This window comes from Sorangium sp. So ce834 (assembly GCF_051521425.1).
Classification (GTDB): domain Bacteria; phylum Myxococcota_A; class Polyangia; order Polyangiales; family Polyangiaceae; genus Sorangium; species Sorangium cellulosum_D.
Genome location: NZ_CP150351.1, coordinates 13,281,340 through 13,306,287, shown reverse-complemented (window position 1 = coordinate 13,306,287; position 24,948 = coordinate 13,281,340). Strand labels below are relative to the sequence as shown.

At 72.1% G+C, this 24,948-nt stretch carries 24 protein-coding genes; 12 read left to right on the top strand and 12 right to left on the bottom strand.

The annotated features are described in order from the left end of the window. Positions 1-39: 39 nt before the first annotated feature. The 4 genes from asnB to WMF20_RS48670 all read left to right on the top strand — a co-directional run bounded on the left by asnB (position 40) and on the right by WMF20_RS48670 (position 5,146). Complete coding sequence (gene asnB / locus WMF20_RS48685; protein ID WP_437608783.1) at positions 40-1,845, top strand: asparagine synthase (glutamine-hydrolyzing); 1,806 nt, start codon at positions 40-42, stop codon at positions 1,843-1,845. A 340-nt stretch (positions 1,846-2,185) separates the two neighbouring features. Beyond that, on the top strand, positions 2,186-3,091 hold the full coding sequence (locus tag WMF20_RS48680; RefSeq protein ID WP_437608781.1) for a phytanoyl-CoA dioxygenase family protein: 906 nt from the start codon (positions 2,186-2,188) through the stop codon (positions 3,089-3,091). 13 nt (positions 3,092-3,104) lie between these two features. Then, complete coding sequence (locus WMF20_RS48675; RefSeq protein WP_437608779.1) at positions 3,105-3,941, top strand: nicotianamine synthase family protein; 837 nt, start codon at positions 3,105-3,107, stop codon at positions 3,939-3,941. Positions 3,942-3,994: 53 nt separating this feature from the next. Continuing rightward, positions 3,995-5,146 (top strand): methionine aminotransferase, encoded by a 1,152-nt coding sequence (locus WMF20_RS48670; RefSeq protein ID WP_437608777.1) that lies wholly within the window; start codon positions 3,995-3,997, stop codon positions 5,144-5,146. A 31-nt stretch (positions 5,147-5,177) separates the two neighbouring features. Here the strand turns inward: WMF20_RS48670 and mtnA are convergent, their stop codons facing one another. The 4 genes from mtnA to WMF20_RS48650 all read right to left on the bottom strand — a co-directional run bounded on the left by mtnA (position 5,178) and on the right by WMF20_RS48650 (position 9,891). Next, on the bottom strand, positions 5,178-6,284 hold the full coding sequence (gene mtnA / locus WMF20_RS48665; protein ID WP_437608775.1) for an S-methyl-5-thioribose-1-phosphate isomerase: 1,107 nt from the start codon (positions 6,282-6,284) through the stop codon (positions 5,178-5,180). Between the two features lie 79 nt (positions 6,285-6,363). After that, a complete protein-coding gene (locus WMF20_RS48660) occupies positions 6,364-6,909 on the bottom strand; it encodes a 1,2-dihydroxy-3-keto-5-methylthiopentene dioxygenase (RefSeq protein WP_437608773.1) in 546 nt (181 codons plus the stop codon). Beyond that, positions 6,906-7,556, bottom strand: a complete 651-nt coding sequence (locus WMF20_RS48655) for a methylthioribulose 1-phosphate dehydratase (RefSeq protein ID WP_437608771.1) — start codon at positions 7,554-7,556, stop codon at positions 6,906-6,908. Before WMF20_RS48655 ends, WMF20_RS48660 begins: the two co-directional genes overlap by 4 nt. A gap of 130 nt (positions 7,557-7,686) precedes the next feature. Beyond that, the gene (locus tag WMF20_RS48650) at positions 7,687-9,891 is read right to left on the bottom strand and encodes a DUF5916 domain-containing protein (RefSeq protein WP_437617245.1); all 2,205 of its coding nucleotides are present in this window, start codon (positions 9,889-9,891) and stop codon (positions 7,687-7,689) included. Between the two features lie 150 nt (positions 9,892-10,041). On the opposite strand from WMF20_RS48650, the gene WMF20_RS48645 reads away from it, so the two are divergent. After that, positions 10,042-10,896, top strand: a complete 855-nt coding sequence (locus WMF20_RS48645; protein WP_437608769.1) for an aspartyl/asparaginyl beta-hydroxylase domain-containing protein — start codon at positions 10,042-10,044, stop codon at positions 10,894-10,896. A 218-nt stretch (positions 10,897-11,114) separates the two neighbouring features. Further along, positions 11,115-11,597: a hypothetical protein gene (locus WMF20_RS48640; protein WP_437608767.1), complete on the top strand. Its 483-nt coding sequence runs from the start codon at positions 11,115-11,117 to the stop codon at positions 11,595-11,597. Positions 11,598-11,614: 17 nt separating this feature from the next. Here WMF20_RS48640 and WMF20_RS48635 read toward each other — a convergent pair whose 3' ends face one another. From WMF20_RS48635 to WMF20_RS48615, 5 genes are read right to left on the bottom strand one after another with little or no spacing between them, the layout of a single operon-like run. After that, the gene (locus tag WMF20_RS48635) at positions 11,615-11,971 is read right to left on the bottom strand and encodes a response regulator (RefSeq protein ID WP_437608765.1); all 357 of its coding nucleotides are present in this window, start codon (positions 11,969-11,971) and stop codon (positions 11,615-11,617) included. 16 nt (positions 11,972-11,987) lie between these two features. Further along, positions 11,988-12,722, bottom strand: coding sequence for a response regulator (locus tag WMF20_RS48630; RefSeq protein WP_129580637.1), 735 nt, complete (start codon positions 12,720-12,722; stop codon positions 11,988-11,990). 21 nt (positions 12,723-12,743) lie between these two features. Beyond that, entirely contained in the window at positions 12,744-14,261 is a 1,518-nt protein-coding gene (locus WMF20_RS48625; protein WP_437608762.1) for a sensor histidine kinase, read from the bottom strand. Positions 14,262-14,286: 25 nt separating this feature from the next. Further along, positions 14,287-15,027, bottom strand: a complete 741-nt coding sequence (locus WMF20_RS48620; protein ID WP_437608760.1) for an ATP-binding protein — start codon at positions 15,025-15,027, stop codon at positions 14,287-14,289. A 55-nt stretch (positions 15,028-15,082) separates the two neighbouring features. Next, on the bottom strand, positions 15,083-15,688 hold the full coding sequence (locus WMF20_RS48615; RefSeq protein WP_437608758.1) for a response regulator: 606 nt from the start codon (positions 15,686-15,688) through the stop codon (positions 15,083-15,085). Between the two features lie 1,011 nt (positions 15,689-16,699). On the opposite strand from WMF20_RS48615, the gene WMF20_RS48610 reads away from it, so the two are divergent. The 5 genes from WMF20_RS48610 (at position 16,700) to WMF20_RS48590 (ending at position 19,981) form a co-directional block, all read left to right on the top strand. Then, on the top strand, positions 16,700-17,191 hold the full coding sequence (locus WMF20_RS48610) for a GreA/GreB family elongation factor (protein ID WP_437608756.1): 492 nt from the start codon (positions 16,700-16,702) through the stop codon (positions 17,189-17,191). 166 nt (positions 17,192-17,357) lie between these two features. Next, a complete protein-coding gene (locus tag WMF20_RS48605) occupies positions 17,358-18,506 on the top strand; it encodes a Spy/CpxP family protein refolding chaperone (RefSeq protein ID WP_437608754.1) in 1,149 nt (382 codons plus the stop codon). A gap of 29 nt (positions 18,507-18,535) precedes the next feature. After that, the gene (locus WMF20_RS48600) at positions 18,536-19,102 is read left to right on the top strand and encodes an RNA polymerase sigma factor (RefSeq protein WP_437608752.1); all 567 of its coding nucleotides are present in this window, start codon (positions 18,536-18,538) and stop codon (positions 19,100-19,102) included. Continuing rightward, entirely contained in the window at positions 19,095-19,484 is a 390-nt protein-coding gene (locus WMF20_RS48595; protein WP_437608750.1) for a hypothetical protein, read from the top strand. The genes WMF20_RS48600 and WMF20_RS48595 overlap by 8 nt, the downstream gene beginning before the upstream one ends. Beyond that, on the top strand, positions 19,481-19,981 hold the full coding sequence (locus WMF20_RS48590; RefSeq protein WP_437608748.1) for a hypothetical protein: 501 nt from the start codon (positions 19,481-19,483) through the stop codon (positions 19,979-19,981). Before WMF20_RS48595 ends, WMF20_RS48590 begins: the two co-directional genes overlap by 4 nt. A gap of 10 nt (positions 19,982-19,991) precedes the next feature. Here the strand turns inward: WMF20_RS48590 and WMF20_RS48585 are convergent, their stop codons facing one another. Next, complete coding sequence (locus WMF20_RS48585; protein ID WP_437608746.1) at positions 19,992-20,915, bottom strand: NAD(P)/FAD-dependent oxidoreductase; 924 nt, start codon at positions 20,913-20,915, stop codon at positions 19,992-19,994. Between the two features lie 709 nt (positions 20,916-21,624). Here WMF20_RS48585 and WMF20_RS48580 point away from each other — a divergent pair. Next, on the top strand, positions 21,625-22,287 hold the full coding sequence (locus tag WMF20_RS48580; protein WP_437608744.1) for a hypothetical protein: 663 nt from the start codon (positions 21,625-21,627) through the stop codon (positions 22,285-22,287). A 50-nt stretch (positions 22,288-22,337) separates the two neighbouring features. Here the strand turns inward: WMF20_RS48580 and WMF20_RS48575 are convergent, their stop codons facing one another. After that, positions 22,338-23,264 (bottom strand): cyclase family protein, encoded by a 927-nt coding sequence (locus tag WMF20_RS48575; protein ID WP_437608742.1) that lies wholly within the window; start codon positions 23,262-23,264, stop codon positions 22,338-22,340. 62 nt (positions 23,265-23,326) lie between these two features. After that, positions 23,327-24,724, bottom strand: a complete 1,398-nt coding sequence (locus WMF20_RS48570) for a pyridoxal-phosphate dependent enzyme (RefSeq protein WP_437608740.1) — start codon at positions 24,722-24,724, stop codon at positions 23,327-23,329. Positions 24,725-24,948 lie beyond the last annotated feature (224 nt).

Here is a 24,948-nt window from a genome sequence, read left to right as displayed (position 1 = left end):
CCCGCGGGCCGCCGTTCCTCCTCCAAAGGAGAGTGCTCGATGTGTTCCATCGCCGGCATCTTCAACAAGAAGCGGCCCATCGCGGCCGCGCAGCACGACGAGATGGCCTCGCTCCTCGAGGCGATGCACCACCGCGGGCCGGACGCGCGGGGCGCCCTGCAGTGCGCGAGCTGGGCGCTCCTCGGCAGCAACCGGCTGCGCATCACCGACGCCGGAAACCCGGGCGCGGACATGCCGCTCACCTCGATCGATGGGCGCCTCGCCATCGTCTATAACGGCGAGATCTACAACCACCGCGACCTGCGAGAGCGGCTGTCGGGCTTCCCGTTCAGGACCGCCTCGGACACCGAGGTCATCCTCGCGGCGTACGAGGCCTGGGGGCTCGCCTGCCTGGAGCGGCTCGAGGGCATGTTCGCCTTCGCCCTCTTCGACAGCGCGACGCAGACGGGATTCATCGCCTGCGACCCCACCGGGCAGAAGACCGTCTATCTGTGGGAAGACGACGACGCCCTGGTCTTCGCCTCGGAGATCGATCCGCTCATCAAGGATCCTTACCGGAGGAAGGACTGGGATCTCGACGGCCTCGCGGAGTTCACCGCCCACCGCTTCATCCTCGGCAGCGGGACGCACGTCCGGCAGATCCGCAAGCTCGAATCCGGCACCTGGCTGGCCAGGACGCCGGAGCGGCAGGAGACGGGGCGCTTCTACAGGATCCCGCGCGGCGACCTGTCGAGGACGGACGTCCCCGCGATCAAGCAGGAGATCAACGAGGCCGTGGTCGACGGCTGCCGCAGGACGTTCGATCTGGAGGTCCCCTACGGGCTTCTACTGAGCGGCGGGATCGACTCCACGGCCGTGCTCGCGGCGGCGCGCCGGGCGGGCCTCGAGATGAGGACCTTCTCGATTGGCTTCCGGCCGACGGGTCAGCTCCTCCCGCGGAGCGCCAGCGTCTTCGACGAGTTCGCTTACTCGAGAGAGCTGGCCCGGCAGCTCTCCTCGAAGCACACCGAGATCACGCTGTCGGACACCGACTACTGCGCTTACCTCGACCGGTGGATCGCCATCGCCGGCGAGCCGCTGGGCTCCCAGGAGGCGCCGTGCCTGATCCGGCTCTTCGAGGAGGCCGGCCGAGAGGCGCGCGTCATCTTCTCCGGGAGCGGGCCTGACGAGATCTTCGACGGTTACTCCTACGGCCGGGCGATGGCGGACGTGCCCCTCTCGGCTCTCGCCGAGCGCTACGACGCGACCTTCCGCTGGTGCGGGACGGCCGACCTCGGTCGGCTCATGCCCCACCACGACGCCGCGCGCATGACGACCGCCAAATACCGCGAGATCCTCTCGCTCTACCGCGACTGGCCGCTCGACAGCCTGCAGGCCGTGCAGCTCCTTCACTTTCACGGCCGGCTCGTCGTCTACGAGTTCCGGCAGATGGATCTCATCAGCATGCGCCACAGCGTCGAGGCCCGCTCGCCCCTCGCGAGCACCGGGCTCGTCCGCAGCGCCTTCGCCTTCCAGAGCAAGCTGAAGCAGCTCGACGGCCACGAGAAGGGAATCTACAAGCAGGCCCTCGCCGCTCTCGTTCCCCCGGTCATCGCCTCGCGAAAGAAGCAAGGCTTCCCCATCCCCGCGGAGATGTGGTTCTCGAGGCCGTTCCTGGAGAGGGCAGCCATCCTCTTCGAGCCGGGCTGCGTCCTGAGCGGCACCGGCCTCATCGATCAGCGAACCCTGCGGCGGCTCTGGGAGGACCCGGACCCTGCCACGCGCAACCTGTTCTCCCGCCTGTACACGGCCGAGGGCATCCTCCGGCGCCAGGCGCCGCACCTCTCGCCGTCGCGCGCCGCCTGATCCGGGTCACGCCGGGCCGGGCGATGATAGACCGGCCCCGACACGCGCGCTCAATCGCAACTGTTTTGCAATTGACATTTATTGTGTATTGACGCATAAGGGACCTGCCGGCGGCAGCGAGCCCCCCGGCGGTCCCGTCATGCCCCTGGCGTAGCGGCGTCTGGAGCCGCGCGGCGGAGCCCCCGTGCGCGGCGCGCCCGATCTCGAGGTCGCACAGCACGCCCGAGGCGCTCGCGCCTCGACTCCCGTCGCGCGTCTGTTCCGGCGTCGCGCGCGCTGCCGCCGGCCGAGAGCGGCGCTGTGGTTGAGGGGCACCACGTAGCTTGAGAAGGGAGTCCTTATGAATGTGATGGATGAGCCGATCGCGAGCCCTCCTCCGGTGGCGCTGCCGTGGAGGACGGACCGGGGGCGCCTCCTCGCCGAGGGGTGCACCGTGGTGCCCGGCGTCCTCGAGCCCGACGAGGTGCGCCGGTACCAGGCGCTCGCAAGGGGGATCCTCGCGCCGCAGCAGGCCAGGGACTACCAGGAGAAGCACGCCGCGATCGGCAGTCTGCTCGACATCCTGCGAGAGCCGGGGTTCGTCGATCTCATCGGGCACCCGCGGGCCCTCGCCGAGCTCCGTCGCCTCGGCTTCGACGAGCCGCGCTACGAGCACGGCATCGTCTTCAACAAGCTCCCGAGGACGCCGCGGACGTTCTGGCACCAGGACTGCACGATTTGGAGTCACCCGGCCGCGTACGAGCCGGAGCCGCACGAGCTGATCCTCATCTATTACCTCGTCGACACGACGCCCCACAACGGCTGTCTCCGCGTCATCCCAGGTAGCCACAGGAGGCGTCACCCGCTCCATGAGCCGCTGCGCCGCGCCAGCATCCCGGACCTGGAGCGCATGCGGGATCCGAGCTCACCTGCCTTCCGCAGCTACCCCGACGAGGTCTCGATCCCGGTCAAGGCGGGCGATCTGGTCATCGTCGACGTTCGCCTCCTGCACGCCACGCACGCGAACGACAGCGACGCGGAGCGAACCGCGCTGAGCCTCTGGTACATCCCGGCCTGCCGAGATTTACCCGAGCGCGTCCGCGCCCGCTTCACGCTCCGGGCGGGCCTCGATGAGCGGCTGCCGTACGTGCCCGCGGGCTGGCCCGGCGAGGCCGCGGCGCGGCTCCGCGCGCTCTTGCCGCCTGCTTACGAGGGGAGCGCCGCGCCCTTGCCCTGGCACACCGACCCTGACGAACGGCTCCGATGATCTGGAGGGCCTCATGAACCCGGTCACCGATTCTTCGCTTTCAACACGCATCCACCGCATCTATCAGGAGCTCGCGACCATGGGCTCCCTCGAGCCGAGCCAGCGGGTGAACCACCTGTTCAGCGAGCTCGTGAGCATCTCCATGTCCCGGTCGCGCGGCGAGGTCGACGAGGTGCTCGGCGACCCGGTCGTGAGCGCGATCCGCGAGGGCCTGTGGCGCGTCTGCTCGCGCGGCGAGTTCGAGCTGGAGCGCCACTGGGCGCGCCGCATCGCCGCCGCGGACGACCCGGCGGCCGAGCTCCGGAGCTTCCCCTACGCCGTCAATTACGAGAAGCTGACCCGGCTCGAGCTCTCCAGCCTGCGGGGCGTGCGCGACGAGCTGCCGCGGCGCGTACTGTTCATCGGCTCCGGCCCGCTCCCCTTCACCTCCATCCTGCTCGCGGAGCGCTATGGCCTCCCCGTCAGCAACATCGACGTCGACGAGGAGGCGTGCGAAGACGCCCGCGCGCTCGCGCGGCGGCTCCGGCTGTCGGAGAGGCTCGAGTTCGCCTGCGCCGACGCCCTGTCCTGCTCCGATCTCTCGGAGTTCGACTGCGTGTTCCTGGCCGCGCTCGTCGGCATGAACCGGCGCGAGAAGAGCCGCCTGCTCCACCACCTGCACGGGGCCATGCGCCCGGGCGCGCTGCTCCTCGTCCGCAGCTCGCAGCGCCTGCGCACGCTCCTTTACCCCGAGGTCGACATCCACGGGATGGCGCCGTTCGAGCCGCTCCTGGAGATCCACCCGCACGACGAGGTGATCAACTCGGTGATCATCGCCGAGCGGCCTGGGCACGACCGGAGCGCCGGCTGAGGCGGCCGCATGCTAAGGTCCCGGCCTGTCGAAACCCGGCCGAGGACCCCTCCATGACCACGCCCCTGCTCCCCTCGAAGCTGCCGTCGACCGGCGTCAGCATCTTCACGGTGATGACGCGCCTCGCGAACGAGCACGGCGCCATCAACCTGTCGCAGGGCTTCCCGGATTTCGACTGCGCGCCGGAGCTCGTCGAGGCGGTGGCCCGGCACATGCGCGCCGGCCACAACCAGTATGCCCCCATGCAGGGCGTCTTGGCCCTGCGCGAGGCGCTGGCGATGAAGATCGAGCGGCTCTATGGCCGCCGCTACGATCCGGCGACCGAGATCACGGTCACCTCGGGCGCGACCGAGGGCATCTTCAGCACGATCACGGCGTTCGTCCGGCCCGGGGACGAGGTCATCCTGTTCCAGCCCTGTTACGACTCGTACGCGCCGGCCGTGCAGCTGAACGGCGGGACCCCCGTGTTCGTCACGCTCCGTTTTCCGGAGTACCGCGTCGACTGGGACGAGGTGCGGCGCGCGCTCACGCCGCGCACGCGGCTCTTGCTCATCAACTCGCCGCACAACCCGACCGGGACGGCGCTGTCGGCCGACGACATGCGCGAGCTCGCGAAGGTCGTGGACGGGCGGGACGTCATCGTCGTCGGCGACGAGGTCTACGAGCACATCCTCTTCGACGGGCGCCGGCACGAGAGCCTCGCGCGGTATCCGGAGCTCTCGGATCGCTCCGTCGTCATCAGCTCCTTCGGCAAGACGTACCACACGACCGGCTGGAAGGTGGGCTATTGCGCGGCGCCGCGGCCGCTCTCGGCCGAGATCCAGCGGGTGCACCAGTTCGTGACCTTCGCGGTGAACGCCGCCATCCAGCACGCGTATGCCGAGGTCGTGATGCGCGACCCGCTCGCCGCCGATCTCGCGGCCTTCTACCAGGCGAAGCGGGATCTCTTCCTGCGGCTCATCGAGAGCTCGCGGTTCCGCCCGCTGCCGTGCGAAGGCACGTATTTCCAGCTGGTCGATTACTCCGCGATCACGACCGAGCGAGACGCCGATTTCGCGCTGCGCCTCATCCGCGAGCACGGCGTCGCCTCGATTCCCATCTCCCCGTTCCTCTCCGGCGTGGAGCCCGGGCCGGTCCTGCGGTTCTGCTTCGCCAAGCGGGACGAGACGCTGGAGCGCGCGGCGGAGCGGCTGCGCCGGGTCTGAGGGGCCCGCCGCGGCGGCCCCGCCCGGCCCGTCAGGCGTCCGCCCGCGTCCGCTCCGGGAAGAGCGATCGCAGCCCGTCCGGCGAGGCCTCGCACACCCCGCGCTCGGTGATGAGGGCCGTGACCAGCCGCGCGGGCGTCACGTCGAAGGCGTGGTTTTCCGCCTGGCTCCCCGGCGGGGTGATCCGCACCGTCGCGAGCTCGCCGGACGGCAGCCGCCCGGTCACGTCGCAGAGCTCCGCGCCGTCGCGCTGCTCGATGGGGATCTCGCGCACGCCGTCCTGAAGGGCCCAGTCGATGGTGGGCGACGGGAGCGCCACATAGAAGGGCACGCCGTTGTCCTTGGCCGCGAGCGCCTTGAGGTAGGTGCCGATCTTGTTCGCCACGTCGCCGCGCGCCGTCGTTCGGTCGGTGCCCACGATGCACAGGTCCACCAGGCCGTGCTGCATGAGGTGGCCCCCGGCGTTGTCCGCGATGACGGTGTGCGGCACACCATGCTGGCCCAGCTCCCACGCGGTGAGGCCGGCGCCCTGGTTGCGCGGTCGCGTCTCGTCCACCCAGACGTGAACGGGGATGCCCGCGTCGTGCGCCATGTAGATGGGCGCGAGCGCCGTGCCCCAGTCCACGGTGGCCAGCCACCCCGCATTGCAGTGGGTGAGCACGTTGACGCGCCCCTCGCGCCCTCTGCGCGCCCAGGCCTCCTGGAGGAGCGCTAACCCGTGCTCGCCGATGGCGCGGTTGATGGCGACATCCTCTTCGCACAGCGCCGCCGCGCGCCGGTAGGCGGCGGCCGCGCGCTCGGGCGGCGGCAGCGGCGCCACCGCGCGCCGCACCTCGTCGAGCGCCCAGCGCAGGTTCACGGCCGTCGGGCGCGCGCTGCCGAGGAGGGCGTACGCTCGCTCCAGCGCCCCGTCCGACGCATCCTGCCGCAGCGCGAGGCACATCCCGTAAGCCGCCGTGGCGCCGATGAGGGGCGCCCCGCGCACCAGCATGCTCCGGATCGCGCGCGCGGCGTCATCCGCAGTCGCCAGCCGCGCCGTCGCGAAGCGGTGCGGCAGCTGCGCCTGGTCGATGACGCCGACGGACCAGCCGTCGGCCTCGACCCAGATGGAGCGCATGGCCTTGCCGAGGACCTTCATGTCCGCAGCCCCCGGCCGGACAGCGCGCGTCGCTGACGCGAGGCCATGGGCCCCGGCGTGACGGCCGCCCGCGCCCCGCTCACGGCGCGTACCTGGGGAACAGGTCCGCGATGGCGCTGCCGGTGAAATCGCCCACCCAGCCCTCCGGCCGCTCGAAGAAGCGGATGGCCGCGAACAGGGGCCGGGGCCCCATATCGAACCAGTGCCGCATCCCGGCCGGCACGCTGATGAGATCGCCGCGCGTGCACACGATCTGGAGCACCTGCTGGCCGGCGTGCAGGTAGAAGCAGCCGCTGCCTTCCACCAGGATGCGGGACTCGTCCTCGGCGTGCGTGTGCTCGGAGAGGAACTTCTTCCGCGCCTCTCCCGCGTTCGGCGCGTCCGGCTTCATGCGCACCACGTCCACGATCTCGTAGCCGCGCGCCGCGCGCTCGGCCTCCACCACGTGGCGGTAGGCCGCGAGCACCTCGTCCTGGCCGGCGCCGTCCGGCAGCGGAATGGACGCGTCCACGCGCTCGAAGCGGACGCCGACCGCGCCGAGCTCGCGACGGATGTCGTCGATATCGGTGTACACGCCCGACGGCGTACCCGGCTGATCGTCGGGGTAGATGGTCAGATGGCTCATCGGCGCAACCTCATCTTCTCGAGCTCGTAGGTGAGCAGGTGTTCCAGCGCCACCGTGTGGCGGCGCGCCTCGCGCATGGAGCGGCCCCAGGCATACAGCCCGTGACCCGCGATGAGGTAGCCCACCGCCTCCGGGCGACGGGCCAGCGCCGCGGACACGCGCGCGGCGAGCCGCGGGACGTCCTGGTCGTTGGGAAAAATGGGCACGAGGACGGTGGTCTCGTGGGTGCGCGTGTCGCCGAGCGCCTTGAGCAGCTCGAAGCCCCGCAGCGGGATTTCCCCCTCGGCCTCGCGCAGCGAGGACAGGAGCGCGCTGACGATCGAGTGGGTGTGCAGCACGGCGGCCACCCCGGGGCGCTCGCGGTAAAGATGGAGGTGCAGCGGCGTCTCCGCCGAGGAGCCCGCCGGCGGCGGCTCGTGGATGTTCGCCACCAGGAGATCGGCGTCGGTCAGCTCGCCCTTGTCCACACCGGAGCGCGTGATCACCGCCGTGCGCGCGTCGAGCCGGCGCGAGAGATTGCCGCTCGTGGCCGGCACGGCGTCGCGCAGGCTCAGGAATCGACCCGCCTCCACGAGCTCCCGGGCAGCCTCGGCCAGGGTGATCGAGGCCGGGGAGGCCGCCACGGGAGAAGCTGCCGAGATGATCACCTGTCCTCTCCTCGACCGCCATCTACGACGGGGCTCACAAAAATGCAACTCGTTTGCATGTGTCTCTCGCCGCTCGGGCGCCCCCTGGTCGCGGCGCATGCGGGCGGCTCCGGTGACCACGGTCTCGGGATCAGCGCGCTATCGCGTGCGTGTACTTGAGCAGCAGCGCGCGCTCGCGCGCCGCCGCCGCGTTGCCGAGGCGCTCGTCGTAGACGATCCACAGGTCGGTGCCCTCGCGGATGTGGTGGCGCAGGCGCACGTTGATGCTCGTGCGCTCGGTGAGGCTGCTGTACTGAAGGAAGGCGCTGAGGGAGGCGTGGATATCGAAACCGAGCCGGAGGCGCAGCCGCGCGATGTGCGCGTCGAGCGAGGCGCCCCGGTCTGGAAAGCGGATCGCGTCGAACCGGTACTCCCCGCCCAGGCCGAGGTGGGGCGACGGGTTCCACGACGGGCTCAACGAGGCGGAGAGGCTGTAGCCGTCATAGAACCCGCCCGCCTCGATGGACGCGCCGCAGCGCAGCCTGCGGCCGTCGGGCATGGTGAACTCCGCGCCGGCCCGGTGGAAGGCGTAGCGGCCCACGGGCACCTCGATCCCGCCGTCGAGCAAGAGCGGCTCCGGCACCTCCTCGCGCCGGTGTCGGCTCACCAGCTCGAGCTCGTCTCCGCTAGCGAAGGTGAGCCCCACGAAGGGGCTGGCCTCCGCCGCCTCCAAGACGCCGTCGCGGCTTCGCTGGAAGGCCTGGCCCTCCGCGCCGAGCCACGCCGCGCGCACGGGGGTGCCAGCGTCGAACAGCCACTCTTGCGTGGCGGAGAGATCGGCCGACCGGTACCCCTGGTAGGGCTCGAAGCCGACGCCGGGGTCGAAGGCCTCGCCGGCCCACCCGATCTCGGCGCGGTAGCTGAGCCCCGCCGCGCGCCGGCGCTCCCAGGCCAAGAGGGCCCGGCCGCTGTCCAGCCAGCGCGCCGGCTCCGCCTCACCCGGCCGCGCCGAACGCGGGGATCGCAGGCTCTGCGCCCACGTGAGCCTCAGGAACTCGTCCCCGACGACGTGGATGATGCCGTCGGCCCCGTAAGCGACGTTGTAGCGGCCGTCGAGCCCGATCCGGCTCGTCAGCATGCCGCCGACGCTCGAGAGCGGATCGTCGAGCTGGCGCCGCAGCCGGAGCACGCCGAAGTTCTCGGACGGCAGCGCGCCGCTTTCGGCCGTCTGGAGGTCGAGCGCGCCGATCTCCCACCGCCCCGCGCGCCCGGCGAGGCGCGCCCCGCCGAGGATCGCGACCGGCTCGCCGTCGGCGAGCCCGATGCGCCGGCTATGGAACAGCCGGCCGTCCCCCGAGAGCGCGAAGTCGAAGATCCCGGCGCGCTCGAGGAAGAACTGCCGCTTCTCGGGGTAGAAGAGGGGAAACCGGGTCAGGTTGATCTGCTCGTCGTCGGCCTCGACCTGCGCAAAGTCGGTGTTGACGGTGACGTCGAGCGTCAGGTTGCTGGTGACGCCGTACTTGGCGTCCACGCCCGCGCTGTACGCGGCCGCCTCCTCGTCCAGGCCGCGCGGGCGCTCGGCCTCGGGAGGGCTCCGGACCGAGTAGCCGAGGAGCACGTAGGGCGTGACGGTCAGCGCGCGCCGCGAGGCCACGCCCGTGAGCGCGACGTCCCTCAGCTTGGAGGGCTTCGCGTAGGCCCGCGGCCACCTGGGCGGGACGGGCGGCCAGACGTGCCGCTCGCTCTGCCGCGCCAGCCAGCGATAGACCGACAGGCCCATCCTCACGCTCCCTGTGTCGCTCTCGAAGCCGAGCGTCGAGAAGGGAATGCGCATCTCCGCGGACCACCCGTCGCTCGTCCGCTGCGCCGCCGCCTCCCAGCGGCCGTTCCAGCTCCAGTCCGCCTCGCCAGAGGCCATGTCGGACGAGACCGTCCCGTCCACCCGCGCGCCGGTCGGCATCGTGTAGAACCAGAGCGCCGTGGAGTCGTCGTTGAACGGGTCGACGATGAGCCCCACCGTGTCGTCGCCGGCGTATTCATCTCGGTACAGCGAGTTCGCCCTCACCTCCGCCGGCTCGGTGTCGCGTAGCCGCGCCGCGAGGTAGAGGTGGCCGCCATCGTGCGCGACGCGGATCTCCGTGCGCTGCGACGGCGCGCCCCCGAAGGCCGGCTCGTAGACGACGGCCGGCACCGGGGCCACCGCCCGCCACGCGGCCTCGTCGACGAGGCCGTCGAGCACGACGGGCCCCGCGAGCCTCGGCAGGTGCATGGGCGCCTCGGCCCGCGCATTCCGCGGCGAGGAGAGCGCCAGCGCGGCGGCGATCGCCGGCGTCCCTCTACATAGACTCCATTTCATTTGCAACTAAGTTACCTTAGTAGTACCAGGGGGCGCGCCCGGGATCAAGCCCGGTCGCCGCCGCGCGCGCCGCGGCGGCCCATCGACGTCGATGGGCATGACTCGCCCGCCATCCCCCCTTTACGACGGGCGCCGCCGAATGGAGGCCTCATGCTGAAGTACACGTCCCAGCTCAGAGAGATCCCCCACGACGTCGTCGCCGGCATGCTCGAAGACGTCGCGCGCGCCGACATCCCGTGGACCGAGAACTACTCGCGGTATCAGTCGGGCGGGTGGAAGACGGCCGCGCTCTACAACGCGAGCGGAGACTCGCAGGAGAACGATCTCGCCGACTGCGCGCCCGTCCCCACCGAGGTCGTCCCGCGGTTGCCCCGGGTCCGCGCCTTCGTCGAGGGGTCAGGCCTCAAGCTGATGTGGGTCAGGCTGCTGCGGCTCGATCCCGGCGCGTTCCTGTGGGAGCACACCGATTACGGGGCTCACAACCTGAGCCGCGTTCCCCGGCTGCGGCTCCACGTGCCCCTGAAGACCAACCCGGACGCGGTCATCGTCCTGCCCTCGCGCTCGGTCCACATGAAGAGCGGGTTTCTCTGGAAGCTGTCTCCTCACCAGACGCGCCACGGCGCCTGCAACCGCGGCTCCGAGGACCGGATCCACCTGATCCTCGATTGCTACATGAACGAAACGCTGGAGGCGCTCGTCTCCAGGGAGTTCCTGCATCCGGACGCGCTGCAGGACAAGCCGAGTCTCTCGGAGGAGCGCTTCGCGGAGCTCTGCCGCGCCGCCGACGCGCTGGCGAGCGGAGGGCGCCAGGGCGCCGCAGAGGACCTGTTCCGGAAGGCGTTTCACGATCACGACCTGGGCTCCCTGTCGAGCTACGACCTGCTCGCGCGCTATCACGAGGAGCGCGGCGACGCCGCCCGGCGGGATCACTGGCTCGGCGAGAAGATCACCTTCCTGAACCTCAACGTGCCCGGACACCCGTTCTATCAGCCCGCCCAGGCGTGAGGCCCGCAGCTCCGCCGATCGAGGATGGAGGACTGGGGCTCGGAGCCGTCCCCGCCGTGCTCCCAAGTTCGCTCACGTCGGCCATCGCACCGCGCGTCCAGCGGCAGAAGTGGTACCACGAACGGAAAAATGCGCCTGCTTGCCAGCGAGGCCCTCCCCCCATAGCATGAAAGGTTGCGGGCTCGCGGAGCCCCCGCGCTTCGAGGGGACGGCGGATCATGCTTAGGATCAAACACGTACAGACAGGCGCGTTGGACGACCTCTCGCTGACCGGCGCCGAGGCGCGCCCTCCGGCCCGAGCGGAGCGGGAGCGGCTCGCCGGCCCGCGCGACGCCGCCCCGCCCGGCGAGGGCCGCCTCAAGCCCGCCCCCGCGCGGCGCTGCGTCACGGCGCGCGCCGTCCGCTCCGACATGCTGCTCGTGCTGCTCGCCGCGCTCTCCGCGCTCGCCGCCGGCGGCGCCCTCGGGTGCGGCCACGCGTGCAACCACGGCTTCTCGCCGTGCCCGGCGGTGTCCCCCGCGACCATGGTGTCGAGCTCGGCGGGCGCGCAGGGCACCTGCCCGACCGAGTATCGTCCCCTGTGCCCGGGCCTCGATACGCGCTGCGTGACCGACCGGAACGGCTGCCAGGTCTGCGACTGCGCGGAGACCGGGGCCGCCCCGCTCCACCCCCGCGACGTGCAGGCACCCCCGGAGCGATAGCCCGGGCGCCCGAGGCGTCAGCCGACGAGCCGCCGGAGCCGCTCGAGCAGCTCCGGGAAGCCGATCCCCTTGGCGAGCACCGCGTCGGGCGCCGGCGCCCCGCCGAGGTCGTCCTCACCGCACCCGCTGAGCACCACCGCCTTCGCGGCCGGCAGGCGCGCCCGCAGCGCCGGCAGGAGGTCGGTGCCGCGGCCGTCGCCGAGGTTCTGATCGAGCAGCGCGAGATCGTACGCCGCCCCCTCCGCCGCGAGCATGCGGCCGGCCTCGGCGAACGAGCCGGCCAGGTCGACCTGGAAGCCCTCGTCCTCGAGCAGCGTCGCGAGCACCATCCGCGACGACGCGTCGTCGTCCACGAGCAGCACCGTCACGCGCATGCGGCCCCCTCAGCCCTCAGCATGTCCCTGGATCGCTCCTGGCGCGCGCGATCGTGTGCATCAGCTCGCGCACGCCGAACGGCTTGTGCAGGCAGGCGTACCCGCCCCGGCTCGTGAACGCGTGGATCAGCTCCGGCGCCGCGTGGCCGGTCATCGCGATCACCGTGATCGGCCTGCTCATCCGCCGGAGCTGCTCGTACGTCTTCACCCCGTCCAGGGACGGCATGAGCAGGTCGAGCACGCACACGTCGACCGCCTCGTCGCGCGCGCGCTGGATCGCCGTGTGCCCGTCGTACACGGCCTCGGCGCGCAGCCCCGCCGCGTTGAGCCCCGCCACGATCGACTCCGCCACCGCGGGGAGGTCGTCCACCACGAGCACCCCGCGCGACCCGAGCGCCCGCGCGACGATCCGCATGAGGTGATCCATCGAGAACGGCTTGTAGATGACCGCGTACACCCCCTCGCCGATCCCCTCCTCGATGAGCTGCTCGATCGCGAACGCGGTCATCAGCACCACCGTGAGCTCCGGCTGGATCCGCCGGAGCTCCCGGAACGTCTCGACCCCGTTGAGGCCGGGCATCTTCACGTCGGTCAGCACGAGCGCGAAGCGCTGCTGCCGCACGAGCTCGAGGGCGTGCGCGCCGTCGCGCGCCTCGACGACCTCATACCCTTCGAGCTCGAGGTTCGCGGCGACGGTGGCGCGCATCCCCTCTTCGTCGTCCACCACGAGCACCCGCCTGGTCGCTTCCATCGACGGCTGTCCCTTCCCCGCTCACGCGGGCTGCGCCGAGTGTACCTCCGGCGCCGCCGCGAGCGGCAGCCGGATGATGAACGTCGTCCCTGCGCCGGGCGCGCTCTCCACCCCGATCGCGCCGCCGTGCATCCGGACGATGCCGGCGGTGATGGCGAGGCCGAGGCCCGTCCCCTTCAGCTTCGTGCTGAAGAGCGGCTCGAAGATCCTCGCGAGGTGCTCCTCCTCGATCCCCGCCCCGTCGTCCTCCACCGTCAGGACCAGCGCGCCGTCGCACACCCGCGCAGACGCGACCACGCGGCCCTCGCGCCCGGCCGGGATCGCCTCGGCCGCGTTCTGGATCAGGTTGACGAGCACCTGACGGAACTGGTCCTTGTCGAGGCTCGGCACGGGCAGCGCGGCCGGCACCTGGTTCACGAGGCGCACGTGCGCGGGCGCCTCCACGACCGACATCGCGTCGTCCACGAGGGGCGCGAGCGGGCACGCGGAGCGGCAGAGCCTGCGCTCCCGCGCGAAGTCCAGGAGATCGCCGATGATCCGGGCGCACGAGAGCAGCTCCTTCTCCATGAGGACGAGGAGCTGGGCGACGCGCGCGTCGGCGCCGAGCTCGGTGCCGGCGAGGCGCTTCTTGAGGTAGTACGCCGCGTTCCGGATGGCGCCGAGCGGGTTGCGGAGCTCGTGGCCGACGCTCGCCGCGAGCTGCCCGATGGCGGCGAGCCGCTCGACGCGCAGCCGCGACTCCTGGGCCTCGCGCAGGCTCTCGGCCATGTGGCGGAGCGCGGCGCCGATGCGCCCGAACTCGTGCTTCCCGAGGTCGGGCACGCGGTAGTCGAGGTCGCCGCCGGCGATGCGCCGCGAGCACTCGGCGAGCGCGCCGAACCCCCGCGCCATCGCGCGCAGGAGCCCGCCGAGGAGCACGACGAGGAGCACGAGCGCCGCCGTCATCAGGGCGACGCTGGCGACCCGGATCCGCGCGCTCGCGCGGCCCGCCGCCGCGGCGTTTCGCGCGACGTCGCGCCGCGCGTCGAGGATCGCCGCGTCGACGTGGGGCAAGAACCCGCGCTCGTACTCGTCCTCGGGCCGCTCCACGAACCGCCGGTGGGCGGCGAGCCGCTCCCCGCCGCTCGCCATGCGGGACACCTCGCCCACGTCCCCGGTGATCCTCGCGAGGCTCGCGCGCATCTTTCGCAGGCGCTCGTCGTCCTCACGCGCCTCGCCCGGCTCCGCGCGGAGGTGCGGGTGCTCGACCCACGCCCGCTCGAGCGCCTCCACCGCGGCGAGGTCCCGCGCGACGACCTCGGTCAGATGACGGAGCTCCTCGGTGTCGCCGCCGCCGAGGGAGATCTCCGCCGCCTCCCGCATGTAGCGGCCGGCGTGGTTGGCGAGCGTGATGTGGCGGGTGAGCTGCTCGTACGACAGCTCGGAGCGCCGCTGGAGCAACGAGAGCCGGTCGGACGTCACGTAGAGCGCGCCGGAGGCGAGCAGGACGACCGCCGCGGCCACGGCGAAGATCAGCGCGAGGGTCGCGCGGATGCTCATCGCGGCGCCTCCGGCGCGGCCGCCGTCACGGCGGCGGCTCCGCGGGGCCGGCGGCGGGCGGCGGCTCGGGCGTGGCCGCGAGGGGCAGCTCGATGCAGGCCCGCGTGCCGCGGGGCGCGGCGTCGGCGATGGTGAGCGTCCCGAAGTAGCGGCGCGCCACGCGCCCGGCGATGTTGAGCCCGAGGCCGAGGCGGCCGGGCTTTGTGGTGTAGAACGGGCGCGCGATGGCCTCGCGCTCCGCCTCGGGCACGCCGGCGCCGGTGTCGCCGACCTCGACGCGGTAGCGCGCCCCGACCACGCGCCCGCGCAGCGTGACCACCCCGCCGCCGGGCATCGACTCCGCCGCGTTCTCCACGAGGCACCGCACCGCCACGGACAGCTCGGCCGGATCGAGCTCGACCACGCCGTCCACCGCGTCGAGATCGACGCGGACCTCCGGATCGGCGATGCGCGCGCACGCCGCGGCCAGGCGGACGCACTCGAGGGCGCTCGCGCTCACCGGCCTGCGCCGGAGGTGCGGCCTCGCGTCGGTGACGCCGTCGACGAGCGCGCTCGCCGCGATCGCCTCCTCGTCGATGACGTGGAGGAACTGCTCCACCCGCGGATCGCCCTGGAAGGCCTGCTCCCGGGCGATCTTGCGCTTGAGGAAGAACGCCGCGTTGCGGATCGTCCCGAAGCAATTGCGCAGATCGTGGCGCATCGCCGCGACGATCTCCTCGGCCGTCGCGATCTGCTCCGCCGCGCCGAGCGGATCTCGGCTCATCATCGCGGGGCGCCACCTCCGCCGGCCCCCTCGGGGCCGTGCACGCCGCGGCGGGCCGTCACTTGAGGGTTCGGGCCGGGAGCCCGGCGTCCACGAGCCGCGCCCCGCCGAGGCAGATCGACGTGCGGGAGGATGGGGGCGGGTACGAGCTCACCCTGGCGCGCTGCGAGGACTCCGGCGCGTCGCGGGTCTCCGGCGACCTGTGCGACGGCGCGCTCCGCAGCGAGGGGGGCGCGACGGTCTCGCGCGGCGTGGACGGCGAGCCCGCGAGCGCGTCGACCGACCGCCGCGTGCTGGCGAGGCGCGCGAGCTCCAGGACGATCCGGGTGGTGCGGGCGGGATCGAACGGCTTGAGGATGACGTAGTGGCGGCCGCCCTCGCTGGAGCGGATGTACTCCTCGGCGCCGGTGATCAGCAGGCAGCTCGTGTAGAGCGGCAGGCTGGCGACCCGCTTGAGGAGCTCTTCGCCGTTCATGCCCGGCATCTTGTAATCGGAGCAGACCACGTGGAACTGGCCTGTGTGCAGCAGCTCGAGCGCCCGGTGGGCGGACACGCAGGTCGTGACGTCGACGTCATCGGCGAGGATCGCCGCGATGCTGTCCAGCATTCTCTGCTCGTCGTCGACGACGAGCACGCGCAGCCGCTCCTGGGCATTCAGGCTCACGATACTCCTCTTGTGTGCTCATACGGGGGTGGAACGCCGGCCTGGCGAGCGATCACGGGAGCCCTCGCGTCATGTCCCGCATGCCGCTCGGATCGCTCGCCAGGGCGAGGTCTCACGATGAAACCGCGCCGCGGCCTCGCGCCCTCGTGCCGATGCCTTCCAGCTCGGAGCAGCGGCGTGGGCAGATTAGGAATCTACACTACCCACCCTACTCGGTAAAGCAATTCCTGAGCTCATTCGCGATCGTCATCGCGTGGGCACCGTCGTGTGGGTGTCTCGTCGCGCCGGTCGCTCCGGTCGCTCCGGGTCGCTCCGGGCTGCTCCGGGCTGCTCCTGGTCGCTCTTGCTGACTGGCTCGTTCACCGTTTTGAAACACTCGATTCACGTGAACGATAAGCGCGCCTGTAGGCGGCGCTCATGGATTGCACATCTGCAAGGAGCGCGTGATTTCAACTCTGCTCTGCGAAACAGGCCTACGTTGCGGTTCCGAAAGGAGCGCCTCGACTCGGCTCGGCTCTCCTCGGCCGCCGTCCGTCGCGTTCGGCGGCCTTCGGCGCGGATCCTCCGGGACGATCGGCCCGAGGCTCGAGGTGCTCGCCCGGCTCGGGCGCTACGGGAACACCGAGCGCGGGCGTTACTTCTACGCTCACATCGGCGTCGATATCCCGCTCGCCGGGTCGGTCGCCGACACCGGCGACATCGCGCTCACCGAGCTGGAGGTCCTGTTCCGGACCGCGATCGTCTATCTCGCCCTGCTCGTCGTCGTGCGGCTGCTCGGCAAGCGGAGGTCCGGACAGATCGCGGGCAGTGCGGCACTTTGGCCGAAAGCGCGGGACTTTGGGGACCGCCAAGGCGCCAAGGACGCCAAGAAATTCCAGCGATTTGGCGTTCTTGACGTCCTTGGCGGTTCGATCCTCTGCGGCGCGCGTCAGCCCCCGCCGTCCCGAGCAGCGCTCCTGGCTGACAGCGGAGTGACCGACGCGATCCGGTCTGGTAGGGTGTCGGCCGTCCATGCCTCCGGCCATCGACAAGCGCGCGTTGCTCGCGGCCCTCAAGGATCAGCTCGCCCGCGAGCTCGAGCGCTCGACCGAGCGGGCGCGCGACGCCGCGAGCGCGGCGACCCACGAGGAGAACCGCGCCGAGGGCGACAAGGACATGCGCGCCACCGAGGCGTCGTACGTGGCGCGGGGCCACAGCGAGCGCGTGCACCAGATCGAGCAGGCGCTCGCGAAGCTCGGCGCCTGCGCGGTGCGCGACTTCGGCCCCAACGCCCGCATCGAGAGCTCGGCGCTGGTCGAGCTGGAGAGCGGGAAGCGGCGCGCGCTCTATTTCCTGCTGCCGGCCGCCGGCGGCGAGCGCATGCAGTTCGGGGGGGTCGAGGTGCAGACCCTGGCCACGACGAGCCCGCTCGGCGCGTCGCTGCTGGGCCTGTCGGAGGGCGACGAGGCCGAGGTCTCCACGCCGCAAGGGACGCGCTTCTACCTGATCGCCAGCGTGCGGTGAGGCCAGGCCGCGCGGCCCCGCGGCGGCGGGCGCCCCGCCGGCCGCCGGGCTCGCTGCCGGGCCCGCCTCCAAAAAAAGCGGACCTCCGTAGGGAGCCCCTGCCCGGCGGCGTCCCACGGACGAACGACCCGCTCGGCACGATGCGGGCGACCCAGGAGAAGAGTCCATGATGCAGTCTCGTTGGTGGAGGCTTGGTGGGATCTTGCCGCTCGTCGGCGCGCTCGTCGTTGGGGCCGGTTGCACCGCGGAGACGGGCCAGAGCGACACGTCGCCGAGCGAGGAGGCCGCCGAGGCGGCGCTCGCCCGGGGGCCGTCGAGGGGCCGCCCCGGCGAGGCCGCCGGTCCTCGGAAGGGCTTCGGCGAGCACCGCGGCGGCCCGGAGCGCCTCCTGCGCGCCGCGCTCCACGAGCTCGACCTGTCGGACGCGCAGAAGGCGACGATCGAGGGCGCCCTCGAGGGCCTGCGCGACGGCGCGCCGGCGCGCCCGAGGGACGGGGCCGCGTTCGCGGCGCTCGCCGAGGGCGTGCGCGCGGGCAAGATCGATCGGGCGGCGATCGAGGCGAAGCTGCCCGACGCCGGCCGCGCGGACGAGGAGCGCCGCGCCCGCGTCGCCGGGGCGCTGAACACGCTGCACGCCACGCTCACGAAGGAGCAGCGCCGGCAGCTCGTCGACGCGATCGCCGCGAAGATGGACGAGCGCGGCGCGATGGGCCCGCGCGGCCCGCGCGGCGAGCGGGACGGTCGACACCACCGCGGCCCGGACGGCGAGCGCGGCGCGATGGGCGGCCCGGGCATGAAGGGCGGCCCGGGCATGAAGGGCGGCCCGGGCATGAAGGGCGGCCTGGGCATGAAGGGTGGTCCGGCCATGAAGGGCGGTCCGCTGGGCCACCTCCTCGGCGGGCTCGACCTGCGCGACGACCAGCGCGCGCAGATCGAGAAGGCCCTCGAGGGGATGCGGCCGAGCGGCGCCGACAGGAGCGCGCGGCCCGCGGATCACGAGGCGAAGCGCGCCGAGATGCGCGCGCGGCTCGAGGCGTTCGCCGCCGATCGCTTCGACGCGAGCGCGCTCCTGCCCGCCGCGGACGCGAAGGTGGGCCCGCGGGCGCACCTCGACCGCATGGTCGACGCGCTGGCCGCGATCGCCCCGGTCCTCGACGAGGCGCAGCGCAACGCGCTCGCCGACCGCCTCGAGCAGGGCCCGGCCGCGGGCAGGCCCGAGCGCGGCCCCTTCCGCGGCGAGCGCGGCCCCTTCCGCGGCGAGCGCGGCGGCGAGCGCGGCCCCTTCCGCGGCGAGCGCGGCCTCGAGCGCCGCTGAGCGCTTGTCCCGATGGCGCGCGCGGAGCGATGGGCGCAGAATCGCGGGGGCACGTGATCGTCGACCTGAGGCTCGTCGCAGCGCGCGTCGCCGGGGGCGACGACGCGGCCTTCCGGCAGATCGTCGAGCAAACGCGCGCGCCGATGTACCGCCTCGCCGCGCGCCTCGTCGGCGACCTCGCCGAGGCCGAGGACGCCCTGCAGGAGGCGTTCGTCGACGCCTACCGCGCCCTGCGCGAAGGGCGCTACGACGGGAGATCGAAGGTGGAGACCTGGCTGTACCGCATCGTGACGAACGCCTGCCTCGACGCCCTCCGGCGCCGCCGCGACACCCCGCGCGAGGCGCCGACCGAGCCGCGCTTCGACGGCCTCGTGTCCGCCGAGGCGCGCGTCGCGCTGCGCGAGCTCGACGCCCTGCTCGCCGCGCTGCCGCCGCAGGAGCGCGCCGCGCTCGTCCTCGTCGCCGTCGAGGGGCTGCCCGCGAAGGAGGCGGCGGCCGCGCTCGGTTGCTCCGAGGGCGCCGTCGAGCAACGTTTGGTGCGCGCCCGCGCGGCGCTCCGCGCGCGACGGGCCGAGGAGGAGGCGCCGCATGCCTGACCGCGACGACGACCGGACCGAGCTCGATCGGGAGCTCGCGCGCCTCGCGGCCGCGACCGCTCGCCTCGACGCCGACGACCGCTTCACCGAGGCCGTGCTGCGCGCCGCCGCGGCGGCCGACGACCCGCTGGCCCGCATCGCGGCCGCCACCGCCGATCTCGCGCCGGACGCCGCCTTCACCGAGGCCGTCGTCCGCGCCGCCACGGCCGCGCCCCGGCCCGCGCGGCCCGCGATGGCCGACGGCATCGTCCGCTCCGGTCGCGCCGCCATCGCCGTCACCGCCCTCGCGGCGGCCGCGAGCGTCCTCTTCTTCCTGCAGACGCAGCGCGACGTCGACAGCGCGATCATGGCCTCCGTGGACGCCATCGAGGCGATCGAATGACTCCTTCCTCCTCCGCGCCCCCGCCCCCCGCGCCCCCGCCCCCCGCGCCCCCGCCCGCAGCCCCTGCGCGCTGGAAGCCCCTGGCCGTGCTCGCCGCCGTCTTCCTCTTCGGCGGCGTCGCCGGCGCGGCGCTCGGCCGCAGCATGGCCCTGCGCGACCTCGAGGCCACGCTCCGGGGCCCTCCGGCCGAGGCGCGCGCCCAGTTCCGCCTCCGGGCGATGCGCCGCCACCTCGACCTCACGGATCGCCAGGTGCGCGAGCTCCGCGCCACCCTGGCCGACGCCGAGACCGAGCGGGACCGGCTCCTCTCCGAGTGCCGCCCCGCGCTCGACGCCCTCCGCGACCGCACCGACGCCCGCGTGAAGAGCGTGCTCACGCCCGACCAGCTCACGCGGTACGAGGAGCTCGATGCGGAGCGGCGCCGGCGTCCCGGCCCGCCGCCGCGCGGGCCGGGGCACCCCGGCCGCGGCCGCGGCCCGGGCGGCCGCGACGATTGACGCCAGCCGCTCAGAGGAGGTCCTCCTCCTGCAGGGCGCAGTTGACCCCGAACGCCGCGTCGGCGCCCTCGGCGGCGGCCACGACGGCGAGCAGCACGTCCCTGGACGCGTCCCCGGCGACGAAGACGCCTTCGCGGGTCGTCTCCTCGTGCTTGGCCGCCGTCTCCACGCCGCGCTCCTCGGTGACCTTGCAGCGGAGCTTCGCGGCAAGGTCCGCCCCCTGCTCCTGCTTCGTCTTCAGGAAGAGGGAGCGCCGCTCCACGGCGCTTCCGTCCTCGAGCACGATGCGCTCGAGCATCCCGTCCCCGCCCTCGAGCCGGGCGATCCGCTCCTCGCGCACGCCGATCCCGTGCCGCGCGAGCCGTGTCGCGTCGGACCTGGACAGCGACGCTGGACCATCCGTGAACAGGATCACATCATCGCTCCACGTCTTCATGTTCAGGGCCAGCGAGACCCCCGTACAGCCCTGTCCATAGACGCCTATCGGTCGATCGCGCGCTTCCCAGCCATCGCAGTAGGGGCAGTGGTGCACGCTCTTTCCGTACATGGCGGGAAGGCCCGGGAGATCCGGCAGCCGGTCGACGAGCCCCGTGGCGAGCAGCAGCTTGCGGCAGCGCAGGCGCTCGCCGCCCTCCAGCGTCACCTCGAACCGCCTCGCGTCGCGGCGGACGTCGGCGACGGCCACGTCCCGGATCTCGACGCCGTAGGGCTCGATCTGCTCGCGCCCCAGCCGCCTGAGCTCGGACGGCGCGATGCCGTCGCGCGACAGGAAGCCGTGCATGGCGAGCGCTGCGTCGTTGCGGTACCGCCCCGAGTCGCACACGAGGACGCGCCTCCGGCACCGGCCCAGGATGAGCGCCGCGCTGAGGCCGGCCGGCCCTCCGCCGACGATGATCACGTCGTATCCCCGGGTCTCCTCGCTGCTCGTCGACATGGCCCGGCGGCCGGCTCGCAACGAGCGCGCCGAGGCCCCGTCGCGCTCGCCGCGCCCGCGGGCCGCACGAGGTGAGCTGGGCTCGAGCCGCCCGGCGCGCGTCCTCGCGACCGATCCCCGCGCCTCATCGTTTCCCTTCCCGCCCTCCCGTCGGAATCTTGCCATCACGCGCCGCTGCCGACCCGGCCATGCGCGCACGCCGTCGCACAGCGCGTGGCAGCGGCACACAGGCCGCTCGCCCTCGTTCTGTCAGGCCTTCATTGATTGTGAGATTTCGATCATCAATCGCTCTTCGCTCGCTTCGTTCGATTCGATACGAGGTGCGATGAGCGGCGGCGCTCGGCAACAAGACACAGCCTCGCGCTCGCCCTCCACGCTCCGGACAGAGCAGACTCGCAATCATCGATTCAACAATTTTACACAGACGCTCCATTGAGCACTGGACACCGATGGCGATTCACCGGTAGAAAGAATTCGACCTTCGACGAGACCGCGAAGGGACGAACCCGGGGGGACGACGATGTACCGGATCAGCACCGCTGATTTCGCAGCGCTGGCGCTCGTATTTCTTGTGTCCTGCGTCACGGACCAGGAAGAGGAGGAGGGACTCGTAGGAATTGCCCCTAATGCGCTTGAGTACGTCAATGCGCTCAACCCAAACGCGCTCAACCCAAATGCGCTCAATCCGAACGCGCTCAACCCCAACGCGTTGAGCTCCAACGCCCTCAGCCCCGGCGCGCTCAGCCCAGCGGCCCTGAGCGCGATCCAGGATCCGGGCGCGGCGGGCGACCTGTCGCGCCAGCTCCTCAGCTATGTGGTCGGCTGTGCGCTCACCCCCGCGCAGTCGTTCAGCTTCTCGTGGACCGACGGCACTGGCACGGTCCGTCATGAGGTGTACTGGGGGCTCATCGGCCTCGTGCCGAGCTGGATCGGCAAGCCGCTCGGCCACGTCGACCAGCAGTGGATCTCGGCGTGCCTCGCGTCGCGGACGAACTGGTACGGCGTCTCGGTGACGATCTCCTCACGAGCCGGCCATTGGGCCATCGACAAGACCGACACCCCCGAGCTCTCGAGCTACACGCGCATGGAAGGCGCGTTCTGGGGCAACCTCTTCGCCTCCACTCCTTACCTGAACGCTTGCTACAACGCGGCCAACCGCGACCACGCGCGGTCGCTGGCCCGAGAGTGCGCCGCCGGCCACCTCGACGCCGGCGGCGCCGCGCAGCCATGCGGGATGATCAGCATCCGCGGGACGTGCGACAGCTACTGCCAGCAGCTCAACACGCGCGGGATGTACTACCCGAGCTGCGTCAACCACCTCACCGGAAGCCCGGAATCGACCACGCGGGTGATCACCGTCTTCCTTCCTTAGAGCGCCTCGAGGTCCCCGTCGACAGCGCGGCTCGGACCGTCGATCGCGGCCTACTCGCCCTGGCCGCCGGCCCCCGGCGGCACCAGCGCCAGCACCCGGGCCGGCGCGCCGCTGCCGCTCGCGAGCGGGAGCGGCGCGACCACCACGACCGCGCCGGCCTCGGGGAGCTGCTCCAGGTTGGCCAGGTTCTCGATGTGGTAGCCGCCCGCGCCGAGGAACGCCTTGTGCTGCTCGAACGTCTGGCTCGGCCCCGGATCGGTCGACAGCGTGTCGATGCCCACGCACCGCACGCCCCGCTCGCGCAGATAGCGGCTCGCCTCCACGGAGACCCCGGGAAAGTGCATCACGCCCTTCGCGTCCTGGTTCAGGTACTTCACCGGATCGGACCAGCGCGCCCCCCACCCGGTCCGGATCAGCACGATGTGCTTCGCGCCGAGCGCCCCGTGCCGCGCCTCCCAGCCCCGGAGATCGTCCACGGTGACCTGATGGTCGGGGCTCGCCGCGACCTTCGCCGTCACGTCCACGACCGCCGCCGGCCCCACGAGCTGCTCCGGCGCGATCTGCTCGATGGTCGGCGCCCCGGCCTTGAAGTGCGCCGGCGCGTCCACGTGCGTGCCCGCGTGCTCGTCCATCGCGAACCGGCTCGAGTAATACGCGTCCTTCTCGACGGTGCTGAGCGTCTCCGACGCATAGGGCTTGTTGCCGGGGAACAGCGGCATCTGCGGCGTGATCGGGTGCGTCAGGTCGACCACCCGCGCCGTGGCGACGTCGAGGACCGCGGGCGCGGCCTGCGACGCGGGCGACGGCGCCGCCCCGCCCTCGTGCGCCGCGGGCGGCGGCGCCGCGGCGGGCGGCGACGCCGCGGCCGACGCGCACGCCGAGAGGGCGAGCGCCGCAGGGCCCAGCGCGTACGCCGCCGCCCCCCTCGCACCCGCTTGAAGGAAGCCGACCACGCCCGTTCCGTGCGCCTTGTGCATGGCGCGCATGTCACCACGAGCCAGCCCCCGCCACAAGGCGCGCGGGCGGGCCCGCGCCCGGCTCAGACCTCGTGCAGCTTCACCCGGCGTCGCAGGTAGTTGAGCAGATCGATGCGGGTGACGAGCCCGACGAACTCGTCGCCGTCGGTCACGATCGGCACGAGCCCCGCGTCGAACATCGGGAGGAGATCTCGAATCGGCGTCCGCACGTCGACCGTCCGGAGCCGCGTCGTCATCGCCGTCTCCACCGGCTGCCGGAAGCGCGACACGTCGTCGACGGCCGCGAGGAGGAGGTCCGACTCGTCCACGAGGCCGACGATCTTGCCGTCCTCGAGGACCGGGAGCTGCGACACGTCGTAGAGCTTCATCCGCGCATAGGCGACCAGGAGCGCGTCCGTCCGCTGCACCGTGACCACGGCCCTGTCGGCGTGGCGGCGCGTGATCACGTCGCGCAGATCGCCTGTCGGCTCGCGGTCCGTGAAGCCCTGATCGGCCATCCAGAAATCGTTGTACATCTTCGACAGGTACTTGTTGCCGCTGTCGCACACGAGCGTGCAGACGCGCTTGGGCGACGACTGCTCGCGGCAGTAGCGCAGCGCCGCCGCGAGGAGCGTCCCCGACGACGAGCCGGCGAGGATGCCCGTCTTGGAGAGGAGCAGCCGGGCCGTCTCCAGGCTCTCTCGGTCGGAGATGGTGTACGCGTGCTTGACCCGGGAGAGGTCGAGGATCGGGGGGAGGAAGTCCTCGCCGATGCCCTCGACGAGCCAGGAGCCCGCCTTGCCGAGGTTGCCGGTCTTGACGTAGCCCGCGAGCACCGAGCCCTCCGGGTCGGCGAGCACCATCTCGCAGCGCGGCTGCGCCGCCGCGAAGTAGCGCGAGAGCCCGGTCATGGTGCCGCCGGAGCCGACGCCGCACACCATCGCGTCGATCCTGCGATCGAGCTGCGCGTCGATCTCCGGGCCGGTCCCGGTCTCGTGCGCGAGCGCGTTGGCGGGGTTCTCGAACTGGTTCACGTAGAACGCGCCCTCTTCGCGCGCGATGCGGGCCGCGAGATCCTGGTAGTAGCTCGGGTGGCCCTTCTCGACGTCGGAGCGCGTCATCACCACCTGCGCGCCGAGCGCCTTCAGGTGAAAGACCTTCTCCTGGCTCATCTTGTCGGGGATGACGAGCGTCAGCCGGTAGCCCTTCCGCGCCGCCACGAGCGCGAGGCCGAGGCCCGTGTTGCCCGCCGTCGCCTCGACGACGTGCCGCCGGTCGCCGCCGAGCTGCCCGGCGCGCTCGGCCGCCTCGATCATCGACAGGCCGATGCGATCCTTGATGCTGCCGCCGGGGTTCTGGCTCTCCAGCTTGAGAAAGAGCTCGCACGGGCCGGTGTCGAGCTGAGTGACCTGGATCATCGGGGTGCGGCCGATGAGAGAGACGATGTTCTCGGCGGGCGGAGGGATCGGCATCGGCGTCATCACCGCTCAACGGTCACACGGCGCGCACCGTCTGTCGAGGTGCTCGGCGCGCAGGTGGTGATGACGCGCGCGTCAACGCGGGCAGGCTTGGAAAACGGACAAAGGTCCGTTATGATGGATTGTCCTTTGTGACGCGCCGGTCGCGCGGCGGAGCGCACGGCGCCACAAAGGAAAGAGTGCTTCTCATCGATCGACCGCTGCCGGGGATCGCGGCGCTCGTCCCG

Excerpts from the sequence above, each read along its gene's own strand:
- asnB (WP_437608783.1), top strand. The coding sequence starts at position 40 with ATGTGTTCCATCGCCGGCATCTTCAACAAGAAGCGGCCCATCGCGGCC.
- WMF20_RS48680 (WP_437608781.1), top strand. The coding sequence starts at position 2,186 with ATGAATGTGATGGATGAGCCGATCGCGAGCCCTCCTCCGGTGGCGCTG.
- WMF20_RS48675 (WP_437608779.1), top strand. The coding sequence starts at position 3,105 with ATGAACCCGGTCACCGATTCTTCGCTTTCAACACGCATCCACCGCATC.
- WMF20_RS48670 (WP_437608777.1), top strand. The coding sequence starts at position 3,995 with ATGACCACGCCCCTGCTCCCCTCGAAGCTGCCGTCGACCGGCGTCAGC.
- mtnA (WP_437608775.1), bottom strand. The coding sequence starts at position 6,284 with ATGAAGGTCCTCGGCAAGGCCATGCGCTCCATCTGGGTCGAGGCCGAC.
- WMF20_RS48660 (WP_437608773.1), bottom strand. The coding sequence starts at position 6,909 with ATGAGCCATCTGACCATCTACCCCGACGATCAGCCGGGTACGCCGTCG.
- WMF20_RS48650 (WP_437617245.1), bottom strand. The coding sequence starts at position 9,891 with ATGAAATGGAGTCTATGTAGAGGGACGCCGGCGATCGCCGCCGCGCTG.
- WMF20_RS48645 (WP_437608769.1), top strand. The coding sequence starts at position 10,042 with ATGCTGAAGTACACGTCCCAGCTCAGAGAGATCCCCCACGACGTCGTC.
- WMF20_RS48640 (WP_437608767.1), top strand. The coding sequence starts at position 11,115 with ATGCTTAGGATCAAACACGTACAGACAGGCGCGTTGGACGACCTCTCG.
- WMF20_RS48635 (WP_437608765.1), bottom strand. The coding sequence starts at position 11,971 with ATGCGCGTGACGGTGCTGCTCGTGGACGACGACGCGTCGTCGCGGATG.
- WMF20_RS48630 (WP_129580637.1), bottom strand. The coding sequence starts at position 12,722 with ATGGAAGCGACCAGGCGGGTGCTCGTGGTGGACGACGAAGAGGGGATG.
- WMF20_RS48625 (WP_437608762.1), bottom strand. The coding sequence starts at position 14,261 with ATGAGCATCCGCGCGACCCTCGCGCTGATCTTCGCCGTGGCCGCGGCG.
- WMF20_RS48620 (WP_437608760.1), bottom strand. The coding sequence starts at position 15,027 with ATGATGAGCCGAGATCCGCTCGGCGCGGCGGAGCAGATCGCGACGGCC.
- WMF20_RS48610 (WP_437608756.1), top strand. The coding sequence starts at position 16,700 with ATGCCTCCGGCCATCGACAAGCGCGCGTTGCTCGCGGCCCTCAAGGAT.
- WMF20_RS48605 (WP_437608754.1), top strand. The coding sequence starts at position 17,358 with ATGATGCAGTCTCGTTGGTGGAGGCTTGGTGGGATCTTGCCGCTCGTC.
- WMF20_RS48600 (WP_437608752.1), top strand. The coding sequence starts at position 18,536 with ATGGGCGCAGAATCGCGGGGGCACGTGATCGTCGACCTGAGGCTCGTC.
- WMF20_RS48595 (WP_437608750.1), top strand. The coding sequence starts at position 19,095 with ATGCCTGACCGCGACGACGACCGGACCGAGCTCGATCGGGAGCTCGCG.
- WMF20_RS48590 (WP_437608748.1), top strand. The coding sequence starts at position 19,481 with ATGACTCCTTCCTCCTCCGCGCCCCCGCCCCCCGCGCCCCCGCCCCCC.
- WMF20_RS48585 (WP_437608746.1), bottom strand. The coding sequence starts at position 20,915 with ATGTCGACGAGCAGCGAGGAGACCCGGGGATACGACGTGATCATCGTC.
- WMF20_RS48575 (WP_437608742.1), bottom strand. The coding sequence starts at position 23,264 with ATGCACAAGGCGCACGGAACGGGCGTGGTCGGCTTCCTTCAAGCGGGT.
- WMF20_RS48570 (WP_437608740.1), bottom strand. The coding sequence starts at position 24,724 with ATGACGCCGATGCCGATCCCTCCGCCCGCCGAGAACATCGTCTCTCTC.